11 protein-coding genes are annotated in these 14902 nt (G+C 42.2%); 3 read left to right on the top strand and 8 right to left on the bottom strand.

Features of this window, described 5'->3' with window-relative positions:
• Positions 1-19: 19 nt before the first annotated feature.
• The 6 genes from FY557_RS04420 to FY557_RS04395 all read right to left on the bottom strand — a co-directional run bounded on the left by FY557_RS04420 (position 20) and on the right by FY557_RS04395 (position 10477).
• Complete coding sequence (locus tag FY557_RS04420; protein WP_185151645.1) at positions 20-1969, bottom strand: RagB/SusD family nutrient uptake outer membrane protein; 1950 nt, start codon at positions 1967-1969, stop codon at positions 20-22.
• 11 nt (positions 1970-1980) lie between these two features.
• A complete protein-coding gene (locus FY557_RS04415) occupies positions 1981-4890 on the bottom strand; it encodes a SusC/RagA family TonB-linked outer membrane protein (RefSeq protein WP_149246081.1) in 2910 nt (969 codons plus the stop codon).
• 93 nt (positions 4891-4983) lie between these two features.
• Positions 4984-6312, bottom strand: coding sequence for a xylose isomerase (gene xylA, locus FY557_RS04410; protein ID WP_149246080.1), 1329 nt, complete (start codon positions 6310-6312; stop codon positions 4984-4986).
• 106 nt (positions 6313-6418) lie between these two features.
• The gene (locus FY557_RS04405; protein ID WP_149246079.1) at positions 6419-7903 is read right to left on the bottom strand and encodes a xylulokinase; all 1485 of its coding nucleotides are present in this window, start codon (positions 7901-7903) and stop codon (positions 6419-6421) included.
• A gap of 16 nt (positions 7904-7919) precedes the next feature.
• Entirely contained in the window at positions 7920-8636 is a 717-nt protein-coding gene (locus FY557_RS04400; protein WP_149246078.1) for an NUDIX hydrolase, read from the bottom strand.
• A gap of 890 nt (positions 8637-9526) precedes the next feature.
• Positions 9527-10477: an alpha/beta hydrolase family protein gene (locus FY557_RS04395; RefSeq protein WP_149246077.1), complete on the bottom strand. Its 951-nt coding sequence runs from the start codon at positions 10475-10477 to the stop codon at positions 9527-9529.
• A 106-nt stretch (positions 10478-10583) separates the two neighbouring features.
• On the opposite strand from FY557_RS04395, the gene FY557_RS04390 reads away from it, so the two are divergent.
• The 3 genes from FY557_RS04390 (at position 10584) to FY557_RS04380 (ending at position 12894) form a co-directional block, all read left to right on the top strand.
• The gene (locus FY557_RS04390; protein ID WP_149246076.1) at positions 10584-10961 is read left to right on the top strand and encodes a winged helix-turn-helix transcriptional regulator; all 378 of its coding nucleotides are present in this window, start codon (positions 10584-10586) and stop codon (positions 10959-10961) included.
• A 181-nt stretch (positions 10962-11142) separates the two neighbouring features.
• On the top strand, positions 11143-11916 hold the full coding sequence (locus tag FY557_RS04385) for an SDR family NAD(P)-dependent oxidoreductase (protein ID WP_149246075.1): 774 nt from the start codon (positions 11143-11145) through the stop codon (positions 11914-11916).
• A 57-nt stretch (positions 11917-11973) separates the two neighbouring features.
• The gene (locus FY557_RS04380) at positions 11974-12894 is read left to right on the top strand and encodes a helix-turn-helix domain-containing protein (RefSeq protein ID WP_149246074.1); all 921 of its coding nucleotides are present in this window, start codon (positions 11974-11976) and stop codon (positions 12892-12894) included.
• A 75-nt stretch (positions 12895-12969) separates the two neighbouring features.
• Here FY557_RS04380 and FY557_RS04375 read toward each other — a convergent pair whose 3' ends face one another.
• Both FY557_RS04375 and FY557_RS04370 read right to left on the bottom strand, forming a co-directional pair.
• Positions 12970-13671: a LytR/AlgR family response regulator transcription factor gene (locus FY557_RS04375; protein ID WP_228451702.1), complete on the bottom strand. Its 702-nt coding sequence runs from the start codon at positions 13669-13671 to the stop codon at positions 12970-12972.
• Between the two features lie 46 nt (positions 13672-13717).
• Positions 13718-14716 (bottom strand): sensor histidine kinase, encoded by a 999-nt coding sequence (locus FY557_RS04370; RefSeq protein ID WP_228451701.1) that lies wholly within the window; start codon positions 14714-14716, stop codon positions 13718-13720.
• Positions 14717-14902: the final 186 nt, after the last annotated feature.

The following is a 14902-nucleotide window of genomic DNA, read 5'->3' as shown; positions in this document are numbered from 1 at the left end:
GAATGTAGAATAAATTTAATTAGTATCCAGGATTCTGGTATTTTGCTTTAATATCATCAGAAACCTCCATTGCATTCAGCTGTCCCTGAGGAATTGGTCTCAGGTAATGGAATGCCTGAATATTTCTTGTAACGGTCTGTGGAGTATGGTTACCATAAGAGGCACCTCCAATCTGATAGGTCGCTGCGTAATCGCCCCACTTCTGTGTACGCACAAGGTCATACCATCTGTAGAATTCTCCATAGTATTCACGTGATCTTTCTGCTAAAATATAATCAATCGTGATGCTTGCAGGAGTAGCCGCAATCATTGCTGCACTGTTGTCTGCAGTAAAGGTTGTATTTTGAGCATTATTGAATTTCCACTTTCCAGCTCTCGCACGAATTACATTAATTAAATCTCTCGCCGTCATCGAACCGGATGCTCCTTTAACCGCTGCTTCCGCTGCGATGAAGTAGAATTCGGAGAATTTAGCTACATTGAAAGGACGGGTAAGGCCTGCATTAGGATATCCTAGGCCATTCGGATCATCTGTACGGTAAGTTCCGATTTTCCATAGTCCGGGATAAACAATTCTGCTGATTCCGTTTGGTGCAACTACCCAATCCGCTCTTCCTGGCAATGTTCCTGCTCCAACACCGTTATTACCAGATCCGGATGGATAAGCCGGTGTTTGAGAATCGTCATTAAGGAAACTTAGAATAGCTCCTCCCGGCTGTACGGGAAGGTTGTTTGCGTTATATAACACAGGTACTGTCGTTAAACCTGTTCCATTTTTATTCCAGTTTCCTCTGTAAGTCGTAACGAAAGTTCCATCGTATCTTGAGTCATTGGTTTTATCGGCAAAAGTATTTTTGATAACACCAATTGTAGGCGCCATACGAACCCAAGGGCGACCTAAAGGCTGAGCGGCCTCCCGCTGTACAGAACTAACCCCGGTAAACGTAGTAGCAGAACTGCTACTCTTAATAGCCGTGTAGTTCCAGGTCTGCATCCACGCAGCAAAATTATCAGGAGCCCAACCGGAACCAAATCCTACAGGATCACTTTCGTTATAGTAAGAGCTGGATTGAGTATGGTCTGCATAAAGCATACATTCGGAATTTCTATCTTTGGAACCTTCGTTAACATCATAAAATGTAGGCTGAAGTGCATAGAGACCCGGGTTTGTAATTCCTGCCATTGCCACATCATAAGCCTGCTGAAAATACCATTGGGCATTATGTCCGTCCGGATCAGTTCTTGCCACATCAGGATATGTAGGGATATTATTCGGGTTCTGAAGCCACCAACCATAGGTAAGATAAGCTTTTGCCAAAAATAATCTCGCTACATTTTTAGTAACTCCTCCTGTAATCCTGGGGTTTGCAGGTAAGTTATCAACGGCTTTCTTCAGATCAGGAAACACTGCTTTTGTATATACTTCAGGTACTGTATTTCTTACAGATGTAGTAATAGGATTAATGTTAAATTTCAGCTCTCCTGAACCCAAATCCAATGGAACACCTCCATACGTCTGAACCAACATGAAATAATCGAATGCTCTGAAGAATCGTGCTTCAGAAATCAGAGATTCCGGAACTGAAAACCCAGGGCCTTTTTCGATGATTCCGTTTGCTGTATTAATATTCGGAAAAGCAGCACCCCAAACCATACTGGTAGGAAAAGTATTGGAATTCACATTCCCATTCCCCGACATGTCTAGTTCTCTAAAGTTTCCGTCAGCACTTTGTGCGAATGTAGATTCATCCGTACCGTTCTGACAGTTACTCATAAAATATCCGTTTCCGTATAATAATCTTAAATGTCTGTATAGTGAAGGTATACTTTGGTTGATCCCGTCAGCAGAACTGAAGTAATCAACAGTGTAGATCGATCTTGGCTGTTCATCCAGGATTTCATTACATCCTGTAAATGTTAATGATAAAAAGATTGCTCCTAATACCAACTTTTTGTTTAAATGTATCATGATGCAAAATATTAAAAAGTTAAGTTAAGTCCCATTAAATAATTTCTTGTAGATGGGTTATTGGTACCAATAACCAACTGACGCGGCTGATAGCCGTTAACAGCCTGATTCTGATCTCCTGTAGAGTTTGGTTCTGGATCCATTCCCGAGAATTTGTGATACGGAGAGAATAATACTACCGGGTTTGTTACAGTAAAATAAATTCTCAGGGCACTAATTTTCAGATCATCCAATAAATTTTTATTAAAATTGTATCCGAGAGTGATCGTTCTTAATTTTACATATGAAGCATCAAACATCGCCAATGTAGAAGAGTATTTAGGGTTATCTCCACTTAAATGTCTACCAGGACGTGGAAAATAAGCATCGGTATTATCTTCTGTCCAATAATCTACATCTACGTTATTCCCTCTACCGGTTAATCTATTAAGATAACTTGCAGATCCATATAATGTACTTACCAGAATTCCTCCGTGTTGGAATGCTCCCACTGTGCTCAGATCGAAATTTTTATAAGAAAATCTCATGTTGAAACCACCCTGATATTTAGGTGCAGTATTGAATACCTGCATATCATCAGGACCAATTGCCCGCACAGGCGTCCCATCCGGGTTATATCCTCCCGTATATAAAACTTTAATCGAACCTACTACATCAGCTGCCGTTCCCGGTTCTAAAATACTCTGATAAGGATCTCCTGCCTGCCATAAACCAATATATTTATAATCATATAAAGCATTGATGTTGTATCCGACAAACCAGAGGTTATTTAAGTCACGCGTTGCTCCTGAAGCAAGTGATAAAATCCTGTTTTTGTTGGTATAAAAGTTTACACCCGCTTCCCAAGAGAAACCTTCAGGATTATTAACAATGATACCGTTTAGTGAGAATTCGACCCCTTTATTTTCTGTTTCTGCAACATTTTCAAGAACGTTGGACAAACCTGAAGAAATCGGTAAATTTTTTCTTGTTAAAAGGTCATAAGTGTGAGTCTTATAATATTCTGCACTACCGGTAAGCCTGTTATTAAACAATCCGAAATCAACTCCGTAGTTTTGTGTTTTAGAATATTCCCAGCCCAATGATGCGTTTGGAGCCTGGGATACATATACCCCTGTTGTATTGGTATTGCCGAAATTATAAGGTGTTACTGTTAATCTTCCCAATGTGGAATATTCTGGTACTGCCTGATTTGACGTTTGCCCCCAGCCTGCTCTCAGCTTAAGTAAGTTGATCGCTTTTACATTCTGCATAAAAGATTCATTGGTGATGTTCCAGCCCAATGACAATGCAGGATAAGTATGCCATTTATTTCCCGGAGCCAATCGTGAAGATCCGTCTGCCCTTAATGTAGCGGTTAACATATACTTATTATCAAAAGTATACATAACTCTACCCATTGCTGATAACAATCCCCATTGTGCATAACTTTGATTATTGGGATCAACTGTTATGTCAGCCTGAGGAGATTGACCCAGATTATAATACTGGAAAAAATCTGCAGGTACATTTCTCGCACTCATGTAAGTACCGATAGATCTGTTGCCTTCTGCTGAGTAAAGACCAACTGCATTAATTTTATGTTTACCGAAAGTTCGGTCATAAGTTAGCAAATTTTCCAATGCCCAGTGATAAGTTTGGCTATTTCCTCTTCCCGCAGATGATGAAGTTGCCGGATTGAAGCTAAACACTCCGACACCTGCATAATTTCCACTATTTGAAGTACGATAATCTAAACCGACATTAAGTCTGTATTTTAAACCGTTAATAGGAAGTGTTACTTCACCATACATATTATTGTATGAAGCGAAAGATTTGGTTTCATCAACATATTTCTGGCCTAAAGCTTCAATATTTTGTCTTGAAAAAATCCAGATCTGATCTGCGCCTCCACCTGTAGTCATTGTTGTTTTAAGACTTCCGTCTGCATTATAAGGATTAGCAAGAGGAGAATATCCTAATATAGCACCTGGATTTAGACCATTAGCTTCAGATTTAGAGTAGTTGGTATTGGTTGTAAAACCTACACGAAAACGCTTTCCTAATTGCTGATCTACAGCCATTCTTAATGCAAATCTTTCGTAGTTTTGTAAAGGTATAATCGCATCCTGTTTAAAATAAGATAAACCTACATTATAATTGCCGCCTTCTGTCCCTCCGGAAACTCCAATATCGTGACTGGTAATCATTGCCGGCTTATAATATAAACTCTGCCAATCGGTATTTGTAGTTAAGCTCTCATCACCGTTTGTCTGATACAGCGGTGTTGTAGAAGTCTGGCCAGCTGATGGTGCCGGTGTAGCATAATTACGAAGTTTTGCAAAAGCAGGACCATCCATCATTGGATACCTTGAAAATAAGGTCTGAACCCCATTGAACGTATTATAGGTAAATCTGGCTTTCTGCCCTTTTGATCCCCTGTTCGTCGTAACCAATATTACCCCGTTTGCCCCTCTCGAACCGTAGATTGCAGTTGCAGAAGCATCTTTTAGAATATCTATGCTCTTAATATCACTTGAGCTAATGTCCCCTAAAGATCCGACAAATGGAATACCATCAAGTACGATGAGCGGATTGTTATCACCTGTTAGCGATCTTGTTCCACGGATACGAATTTGTAAAGCAGCGCCAGGCTTAGTGGAATTCTGAGAGATATCGACCCCTGCAGCTCTTCCCTGCAATGCCTGCGTAATATTGGCCGAAGGCACCTCACGAAGTGCATCCCCTTTTACGGATGCTACCGAACCCGTTACGGCTTCTTTTCTCTGGGTACCATATCCGATCACCACCACTTCCTCTATCTTCTTCTCTTTAGGCACCGTATCTTTTTTAACCTGAGCATACGCCATGCCGGCAGGTAATAAGGCCATGGCAAAAAAGAGGGCCGCCTTATTGGTTTTAGCAAAATAAAATCGGTTCATAATTATTATTTTTAAATATTAGGGTTGAAATAAAAAGGCTGGTAATAATTATGGTTTTTATAATCCTTAGTGTTTAGCAGCCTTTTCATTTATTTAGATATACATGTTCACAATAGCTTCAAACAATTCCTGTTTTCCGCTTTTTGGCTGAGGTTCCCCGATTTCATGTGCGATTCTCTGAAGATCCTCTAACGTAAGAGATCCTTCTTCGAATGCCTTCCCATTTCCGTTGTCAAAAGAAGCATAGCGGTCCGTTCTTAACTTGTTATAGTCTGAATTTTCAAGAATATCGGCAGCGGCTAAAAGTCCTTTGGCGAATACATCCATTCCTGAAATGTGGGAGATGAATAAATCTTCCGGATCAATAGAGTTTCTTCTGATCTTCGCATCGAAGTTTACCCCTCCTTTTCCTAAACCTCCTGCCGGAAGCAATACCAGCCACGCCTGAACCATTTCCAGGTAATCTACCGGGAACTGGTCGGTATCCCAACCGTTCTGGTAATCTCCCCTGTTGGCATCGATGCTTCCTAACATTCCTGCATCTACTGCCGCCTGAAGCTCGTGCTCGAACGTATGACCTGCCAGTGTAGCATGGTTTACTTCAATATTTAATTTAAAATCTTTATCAAGTCCGTAATGTCTCAGGAATCCGATTACGGTTTCGGAATCGTAATCGTACTGGTGTTTGGTAGGCTCCATCGGCTTAGGCTCGATCAGGAAATTCCCTTGGAAACCTTGCTGACGGGCATAATCTCTGGACATGGTAAGAAAACGTGCCAGATGATCTTTTTCACGCTTCATATCTGTGTTCAGAAGGCTCATATATCCTTCTCTTCCGCCCCAGAATACATAATTTTCCCCTCCAAGCGCAATTGTTGCATCAATAGAGTTTTTTACCTGAGTTCCTGCACAGGCCAATACATCAAAGTTCGGGTTGGTAGAAGCTCCGTTCATGTATCTTTCGTGGGTGAAAACGTTAGCCGTACCCCAAAGAAGCTTAATTCCTGTTTCAGCCTGCTTCTGCTTAGCGTATTCTACAACCGTCTGAAGGTTTTTCTCGTAGTCTTTCCAGTTATCCGCAGGATCTACCAGGTCGATGTCATGGAAACAGTAAAAGTTGAAACCCATTTTGGACATAAACTCAAAACCTGCATCCAGTTTGTGCATCGCTCTGCTAACGGCATCATTTCCGATATCCCAAGGGTGGTGAATGGTGGCTCCCCCGAACGGATCGCTTCCATTGGCACATAGGGTATGCCACCAGGCCATTGCAAAACGGGTCCAGTCTTTCATCGGTTTCCCCATGACTACTTTTTCTGCATCATAATAGCGGAACGCCATCGGATTTCGGCTTTCCTTCCCTTCAAACTTAATCTTATCGATCCCTGTGAAAAACTCTTTTGTACCTGTTAAAGTGTTCATATTTGTCTTATTTATTTTTTAATTTTATTTACATTTTTGCGTAAAAATTCCCGGCTCACTGATTTTTTAGGGTCAGTAAGTACAATGGAATTCCTGTTGTTGCTTCTCAGATTATTTCATGAAGATGGTTTTTCCATCTTGAATAGGCTTCTGCATATTGTTCGTGTTTCTCGTGTTCCGGTTCGATAACGGCGATCTTTTCGAGTGAGGAAAATGCTTCCTTGGAATCGGCATAAAACCCGATTCCCATTCCCGCAGCCCGGGCAGCACCTACTGCTCCGTCGGTATCATACAGTTCAATCACCGCATTGCTGACGCTGGCGAGCGACTGCCGGAAAATCGAACTTAAAAACATATTGGCGTTTCCTGCGCGGATTACCTGAATATCCATCCCGATGTTCCGCATGATGTTCATTCCGTATTCGTACGAGAAGACGATTCCTTCCTGCGCGGCCCGCAGAATATCCCCTTTTGAGTGGATGTTGAAATTAATTCCGTGGATCGAACAGCTGGTATCTTTATTTTCCAATACCCTTTCCGCTCCGTTTCCGAATGGGATGATGCTTAATCCTTTGGAACCGATTGGTGAAAGCGAAGCCATATCGTTCATATCTCCGTAAGAAGAAAGCGAAGTGGCAAAGTTATGCTTCAGCCATGAGTTGAGAATCCCGGTTCCGTTGATGCACAGCAAAACGCCCAACCTGGTCTGTTCCGGGGTGTAATTAACATGTGCGAAGGTATTTACCCTGGAAAGTTTATCATAATCCAACTTATCAAGCACACCGTAAACAACGCCTGAAGTTCCTGCTGTAGAAGCAATTTCACCCGGATTGAAAACATTAAGGGATAAGGCATTATTCGGCTGGTCTCCGGCTCTGTAGGAAATCGGCGTTCCTTCTTTCAGTCCCAGTTCCTGGGCGGCGGCTGCAGAAACCGTAGACTGAATTCCAAAGGTCGGCACGATTTCCGGAAAAAAGCTTTTCGGGATTCCGTAGTAATTAATGACGTCTTCCGAAATGCAGTTGTTTTTAAAATCCCAGAAAATCCCTTCGGACAATCCTTCTATGGTAATTCCGATCTGTCCTGAGAGCCTCATCGCGATATAGTCTCCAGGAAGCATGATCTTATCTATTTTTTCAAAAATCTCAGGTTCGTTTTCTTTTACCCAGGCCAATTTGGAAGCGGTGAAGTTTCCCGGTGAATTCAGCAAATGCGATAAACATTTTTCTTCTCCGATGGCTTTAAAAGCTTTTTCCCCATAAGGAACGGCACGGCTGTCGCACCAGATGATCGAAGGTCTCAGCAGGTTCTGGTCTTTGTCTACAAGAATCAGCCCGTGCATCTGCCAGGTAATCCCGATTCCTTTAATGTCTTCCGCATGTATGCCGGCTTCATGCATTACGGCTTCATGGGCAAGCTTTAGGTTGATCCACCAGTCTCCCGGATTCTGCTCTGCCCAGCCCGGATGGATGGCCGTGATTTTCATTTCCTTTTTCGGAGAAAATTCTGAAGCAATCACTTTTCCGCTGGATGCCTCGATGAGACACACTTTTACAGAAGAACTGCCGATGTCATAGCCTAATAAGTACATAGTATAAAGGAGGGTATTATTTAATTAGTTTCGTATTGTTTTTCTTAAAGACCTTGGCATCAAACTTATAATATCTGGCGGCACGGTGCGATACGTTTTTTTCTATTTCATCCAGCGGCACAATATAGTTGAAGGATGATATTTTTTTATGAAAGTTTTTAATATCTATATATTTTTCGCTCAATGCGCTGTACAGCTGGTACAATTGCCGGATCGTAAATCTCTTGGGCAGAAGCTCAAAAATAATCGAGAAATCCGACTCGATCCATTTTCTGATCTCGATCAGCGATTCACTGATGATCTTATTATGGTCGAAGGGCAGTGAAGGTACCTGATCGATCGGGAACCAGTCTACCGTACTGTACTTGGTGCTGTTGATCTTATGATCAATCTTACAAAGCGAGAGGTAAGCTACCGTAATGATCCGGTCGATATGATGTTTATACTCCTCTCCCATCCAGTTGATGTCCTTTTCATTATTTGCCCTCATCGGGTCTGCAAAACATTTGAACTGCTTCAATACCATTTTCCTGATCCCTGTAAGTTCATGAAGAACTCTTTCTGCCGCATCGTCTACATCCTCATCACTGAAAATCAGACTTCCCGGAAGCTTAATCTGCTTTTCCGCATCCAGATGCCTTTCCACAAGTAAAATATTCAATCTGTTTTCATGGTCAAATCCAAAAACGACACAATCAACAGAAACATAGGTATGTATAAATTCAGGGCTCATTAAGGTGTTAACATTTATGTAACATGACAAATATAAAAATTCAGATGAATAAAAAAAATATTTTTATTGCTAACACTTAAATATCAACAATTTACATATCGATTTTTTATGATAACAATTGTATATAATCAATGATAAGGTTATCATAATTATGACACTTACCGATATTGTAAGAGATCATTTTACAAGCATTTATATAAAAAATCCATCTAAAAAAAACATTATTTTTTCCGGTAAAATATTATGATAAGAATTGTTGAAAAATATTTTTAAAAAAAATATAAACAAGTGTAAAAAAAACACTTTTACAGCCAAAAAAGCATTAAAAAAACATTAATTTTTTTACCGTTTTTGTATGTAAGACCCGGTAAAGTTGCCGAAAGTGGAATTCCGGCAAATGATTATGATGTTTATGGGCTGCCTTAACAGTCCGGCCGCACTGAAGCTTAGCCGGTACAGCGGAAATGAAACGGCATCACAATTTTATATGATCCATCTGATTGTATTTAAGCAATCGCTTTAATACTCTGCTGTAAGACCGCAACAGCAATATCCGTGGGTTTAAGAATTGTTGCAAATATGTGTAAGGGAATCAAAAAAATGCGTCTTTAAATGATCTTTCTGTAAAACAGTAAATCTCGCAGCCTCTACTCTGCTTAGTACTGATAAATTCTCTTCTTAGCATGCTAATGAGGGAAAAAATAAAATTAATGTGATTATTCCGTCCGGAATAATCACATTAATTTCACTACATTTTGCCGGACTTACTGAAAATCACATTCGGCCTGCGCAAGTAAATCCATCAATATGTCAGTTCCGATTAAAGTTCATCTCAGAATAATCTGTCAAATGATCCGGTCTGTCAATCAGCACAAAGACTTCAATTGTTTTTATAAACGGTTTTCAACAACCGCTATTTCGGAACTGCCTTTACCGAATAATGAAGAGATCCGTTCCCAGGCGTTGTTATTAGGATCAAAGAACGTTTTTAAATAAGCCCATGTCAAAAGCTGCACCGCTTTAACCTTTTTGGGATCTTCATCCGTTGTTTCCTTTACCAGATACCCGGAAATACCGCCCAGCATATGTTCACCGTTATAAATGGTAGCCAGCGCGTTGGCCCCCGGGCTTAAAAAATAAGCATCCGTAAACCACTCCGGTCCCAGTGTCGTTAGTGGAGAATGGTCTTTATCTCCTGCAACGACCAGTGCCGGCGTATGCATGCTGCTGTAATCCTGATCAAGATAAGGCAGATGCTCTTTTGCAAAATCACTGAGGGCATCGCCGCCGCGTCCTCCGGCAGATAAAAGAATGCCTGCTTTGATCCTTTCATCAAAAAATCCGGTTTCCGTATTGTAATCCGGACCAATCATCCGCGCTCCCAGCAACATACTCGTTGTGTGTGCTCCGAAAGAATGGCCGACTGCTGCAACCTGGTCCGTCGCTACACGGCCTTTTAATATTTCAAAAGTATTCACAACATCCTGCAGCTGATCCAGGATTTGTTTGACATCATGAATTCTGATCCGCCAAATCTCATCTTTGTAAGAAAGCTCGTCAAAATTACCCAATCTTTTGGAATCCGGATACGTCGCCTGGATGACAACAAAACCATACGAAGCCCAGTAATGGACCAGGGGTGCGTATCCGTCCATCGAATTTCCAAAACCATGCGAAAAAATAATAACCGGCAGATCAGTGCCCGTTATGGGAGCGGATATTTTCACCTGTAACGGAGTGGGTCTGCCGGCAGAAGAAAGGGTTACCGGACTTAGGGTGATTACCGGTGCAGCTGTGCCGGTAATGTTTTCATAGATAGTGTTGTTTAATATTTGAGTCATTCTATTTCTTTTTCTTTGGTAAAGGTATTTATTAAAATCACCGGTCTGAACATCGGTTCCCCGGAGGAAACCGTTATCTTTGCTCAACCAGATCAAGCAATTTCATATGCAAAAAGAAGATTCACAACATCAATCCGCAGACTGTATTCCACACCTGCGGGCGATCAGCGATACCCAATATGTATTGTCGGGAAAATGGAAAGTTGTCATCATCGGCAGTCTTTCCTTCAGCAAAAAGCGATTTACCGAATTGCGGGATACCCTGGAAGGAATCGGATCGAAAATGCTGACAAAAGAATTGCAGGAGCTTGTGCAGAACAGAATTGTAAAACGGACCGTCGCGGAAGATGGCGGCAAGGCCGTAGAATATGAACTGACCGCCTACGGCTATTCTGTTAAGCCCGTAATCGATGCCATGGCATCTTGGGGAAAGCAACATCGGGAATATATCATTAAAGAAATGAAAAAGGATGATTCTAAATAAAAAACAGCCTTTATTCAAGACATTGTATTTCGTTACAGTTCATTTTAATTGAGATTCCTTATGTAGCGTTCCAGAGAAAACTGCATTACCCTCAATCCGGCTTCAAATAATCTCGATCGGGTTACACGGATAAGCTTTCAAATGCCCACCTTTGCTGCATCAACTTAAATCACTTACGATTATGAAGAACAATGAAAATAAAGTCGCATTGGTATCGGGTGCGAACACCGGGGTTGGCTTTCAAATTGCCAAAGCTCTTGTAGAAAACGGATATACGGTGTATGTCGGATCCCGTGACTTTCAGAAAGGAAAAGCTGCGGCTGAACAGCTCGGGGAATCAGCCATAGCTATCCAACTGGATATTACTGATAACGAATCCGTCAGAACGGCAGTTAAAACCATTGAAGATAAAGCCGGTTATCTCACCCTTCTGGTCAACAATGCAGCGGTTTCGCATGCCGGGGCTCCGGAACGTACGATGGAAGAAGTTCTTGGATCACAACGGGCGAGTATTGTGCCGATCGACGAACTGAAGGCCGTTTGGGAAACGAATGTTTTCGGGACGCTCGCCCTGACGCAAGCCTGTTTGCCATTGCTTCAAAAAGCTCCGGGTGCGAGAATCGTTACGGTTTCCAGCGCTTTAGGCTCACTTGCCATTAACGCCAATCCGGAAAATCCGTACCGGTCTAATTTCGATGCTGCCTACGGCGCTTCAAAAACTGCGCTCAACGGCATCTTTCTGTCTCTGGCCATCGATCTGGAAAACACGGGCATCAAAGTTCACCTGGTAAGCCCCGGCTTTACGGCAACGGCACTTAATAACTTTCAGGGAACAGATTCTGTGGAAGAAGGCTCTAAAGAACCGATCCGTGTAGCACTGGCAGAAGATCTTCCGAATGGAAGTTTTACAGGCCCTGCCAGTTTCAGCGGTGAAAACAACGTGCTTCCCTGGTAATTTTTAATCTTAAAAACCTATGATGAGCAATCATAGGTTTTTTTATACATTTATAAAATGAAAGGTAAAGAAGATAAACTGATCCGTTTTATCTCTATATCGGAAAGCCATCAGGCGTTCGGACTTCCGGCGCCGCAGCATCCGCTGATCAGTCTTGTGCATTTTAACCGGGACCAGCCGTTCAATACCGCAATGGCTCCGATTTACGATGTCCTGAGTTTTTATAAGATCACCTTTATTACGAGAAATAAAGGCCGCTTGAAGTACGGGCGGAATTATTACGATTATGATGAAGGCAGCATGCTGTTCCTGGCGCCGAACCAGCTCGTAGGAAGCACCGATTACAACAGCGAAACCTATTGTTATATCCTGCTGATCCATCCCGATTTCCTGCTCGGCCACCCGATCGCCCGGAAAATAAAGCAGTACGGCTACTTTTCCTATGCCTCCAGTGAAGCACTGCATCTTTCAGAGCCCGAAAGGGAAATTATCCTTTCGGTCTTCCAAATTATGGACCAGGAGCTCAGCAGCCGCGTGGATGAATTCAGCCAGGAAGTGGTGATTGCCCAGCTCGAGCTATTGCTGAGCTATGTCAACAGGTTTTACAAACGGCAGTTCATTACCCGGAAGGTTGCCAATAATGACATCCTTCAGAAAACGGAAAGCATTCTCGACGACTATCTCAATCATCAGGAAACCCTTCGGCAAGGGCTCCCGACGGTGCAGTACCTCTCCGACAAGCTGAATATTTCATCCGGTTATTTAAGCGATATGCTCCGCTCGCTCATCGGGCAGAATGCCCAGCAGTACATCAGCCATAAACTCATTGAAAGGGCAAAGGAAAAACTGACCGGTACCGGCCTGACGGTCTCAGAAATCGCCTATGAACTGGGATTTGAACATCCTCAATCTTTCAGTAAGATGTTCAGAGCCCGGACGGGCCTTTCGCCTCTGGAATTCAGGGGTTCTTATAATTAATACCGATAAACAGGCGATAGCACCAGTTAGAATAATTAAAAATTTACCTCCTTTAGGTATTTCAGCATTTACGGATCAAAACAAACGTTTCGCTGAAAACAGCCGGGCAAAATTATCAAATGCTTCCCGGAAACTCCGGCCTACCGGAATGGAGATTTTTCCGATCAATGCTTCATGATGGCTGACAGCGGTCACCAGGTTCCGGTTGACGATGAACGACCGGTGAATCCTTAAAAACCCATTGTCCTGAAGACGGGCAGCCAGTTCGGCAACTGATATTTTCGGAATAAGCATTATTTCGTCACGAAGTACAACCTTGATATCGTTGCCCATGCTTTCAAAATAAAGAATGTCCTTCAACAAAAGTTTCCTGTTGAATCCGTCTGATTTAAAAATCATGAAACCGTCTTCATTTTCCTTCTGTACCTGCCGCAGGATCCGGTCTGCCGATTTAAAAAAGCGCTCAAAAGTGATCGGTTTCAGCAGGTAGTCTACCGCTTCAAGCTCAAAGCCGTCGATCGCAAATTCACGGTAAGCGGTGGTAAAAATCGTCGGTGGTCTTTTATTGAGGGACCTCAAAAATTCGATCCCGTTCAGGTCGGGCATGTGAATATCGAGAAACAGAAGATCCACTTCCTGCGTCTGTAAGATCCGGTAAGCTTCCAGTGCATTGGTTGCCGTGGCCACCAGATTCAGTTCCGCTATTTTCGAGATATGGCTTTCCAAAAGCCTGACAGCCAGAGGCTCATCGTCTATTACTATACAGTTGATCATCATTTTATAGGCGTCATTAATTCTATACCGAACCGTTTATCCGTTTGTTTTATTTCCAGTGAATACCGGGATAATACAGATCGAGCTGTTTTCTGATATTTTCCAGCCCGATGCCGGTTTCCGTATCCTGAGATTTTCCAAAGAGCGGATTCTCAACGGTAAAAAACGCATACTTTTCATCGGTTTCAACAGAAATGCTGATGATTACCCTGCCGCTTGTCTTTTCAGCGCCGTGTTTAAAGGCATTTTCTATAAAAGACAGGTATACCAAAGGCGGGATCAGGCCGGAAAATTCAATTTTTTCCACCATTTCGATATCCAGGCGTTCGTCGTAGCGCAGCATTTCAAGGGCTATATAATCCTTTACGATCTTCATCTCTCCGGCTATGGAAACCTTTTCTTTCTGGCCATGGTACAGAAGGTAATCCAGGATGTCCGAAAGCCGGCTGATCGACAGAGGAACCGCGGCAGAACCGGTAACGGACAAAGAATAAATGTTGTTCAGGGTGTTGAACAAAAAATGGGGATTCAGCTGGGCTTTCAGGGCTTTCAGTTCCAGCTCCGATTTTTCTTTCTGAAGCTGGAAGGTATTCTGTTTTTCATCCCTGTAACGGATCATGAACTTCATTGAAATGAAAATGAAAGACCCGGAAATAACGGGCAGGATGTAATAGAGCAGAAGATACCTGAGATCGGTAAAAATATCGGAAATGCTGTCCTGAGGATAGTCTGCAAACAAAGGTTCCGCTGCATACACGATAAAAAGACGGTTCAGCACCCCTAAAAGGTAGATTCCGCCCAGAAAATAGACGGTGAAAAGCAAATATTTTTTAGCCTCGAAAAATTTTTGGATCAGTACGGAATACATTAAGTTGGCCCCGATGATCTGGAAAATCCAGTGGCATACGTCATAATAAAATATTTCCCTGAAATCAGGCTGCTCCAGCTCACCGTAGTTCCGGAAGATCCCGAACACGAATAAGGCGGTCCAGAATACCGCCTGCTGAATGATCTCGTTTTTTACCTTTTCGTCTGATGTTTTTTTCACAATATGTAAAGATATTATTAAAAACCTTTGTATACGCGGATTGGCTTTAAAAGGATTCGATCTGATGATAAACTGCAGCAATAGGTCTCTAAATAACAAGTATTGCTGTATACAGCCGAAAACTATCCTTTTGAATGCTCCGTTTCAAATCCAATTCAAATAAAAAGACTTTTGTCGAAAAAAGAA

Source organism: Chryseobacterium sp. SN22 (assembly GCF_008329705.1).
Taxonomy (GTDB): Bacteria; Bacteroidota; Bacteroidia; order Flavobacteriales; family Weeksellaceae; genus Chryseobacterium.
The sequence above is the reverse complement of the archived record's forward strand: the minus strand, read 5'-3'. Positions and strand labels throughout refer to the sequence as shown.

What these genes read in the sequence shown, in the direction of transcription:
- FY557_RS04420 (WP_185151645.1), bottom strand. Translation starts at nt 1,969, where the DNA reads ATGATACATTTAAACAAAAAGTTGGTATTAGGAGCAATCTTTTTATCA.
- FY557_RS04380 (WP_149246074.1), top strand. Translation starts at nt 11,974, where the DNA reads ATGAAAGGTAAAGAAGATAAACTGATCCGTTTTATCTCTATATCGGAA.
- FY557_RS04400 (WP_149246078.1), bottom strand. Translation starts at nt 8,636, where the DNA reads ATGAGCCCTGAATTTATACATACCTATGTTTCTGTTGATTGTGTCGTT.
- FY557_RS04405 (WP_149246079.1), bottom strand. Translation starts at nt 7,903, where the DNA reads ATGTACTTATTAGGCTATGACATCGGCAGTTCTTCTGTAAAAGTGTGT.
- FY557_RS04390 (WP_149246076.1), top strand. Translation starts at nt 10,584, where the DNA reads ATGCAAAAAGAAGATTCACAACATCAATCCGCAGACTGTATTCCACAC.
- FY557_RS04395 (WP_149246077.1), bottom strand. Translation starts at nt 10,477, where the DNA reads ATGACTCAAATATTAAACAACACTATCTATGAAAACATTACCGGCACA.
- FY557_RS04385 (WP_149246075.1), top strand. Translation starts at nt 11,143, where the DNA reads ATGAAGAACAATGAAAATAAAGTCGCATTGGTATCGGGTGCGAACACC.
- FY557_RS04375 (WP_228451702.1), bottom strand. Translation starts at nt 13,671, where the DNA reads ATGATGATCAACTGTATAGTAATAGACGATGAGCCTCTGGCTGTCAGG.
- xylA (WP_149246080.1), bottom strand. Translation starts at nt 6,312, where the DNA reads ATGAACACTTTAACAGGTACAAAAGAGTTTTTCACAGGGATCGATAAG.
- FY557_RS04415 (WP_149246081.1), bottom strand. Translation starts at nt 4,890, where the DNA reads ATGAACCGATTTTATTTTGCTAAAACCAATAAGGCGGCCCTCTTTTTT.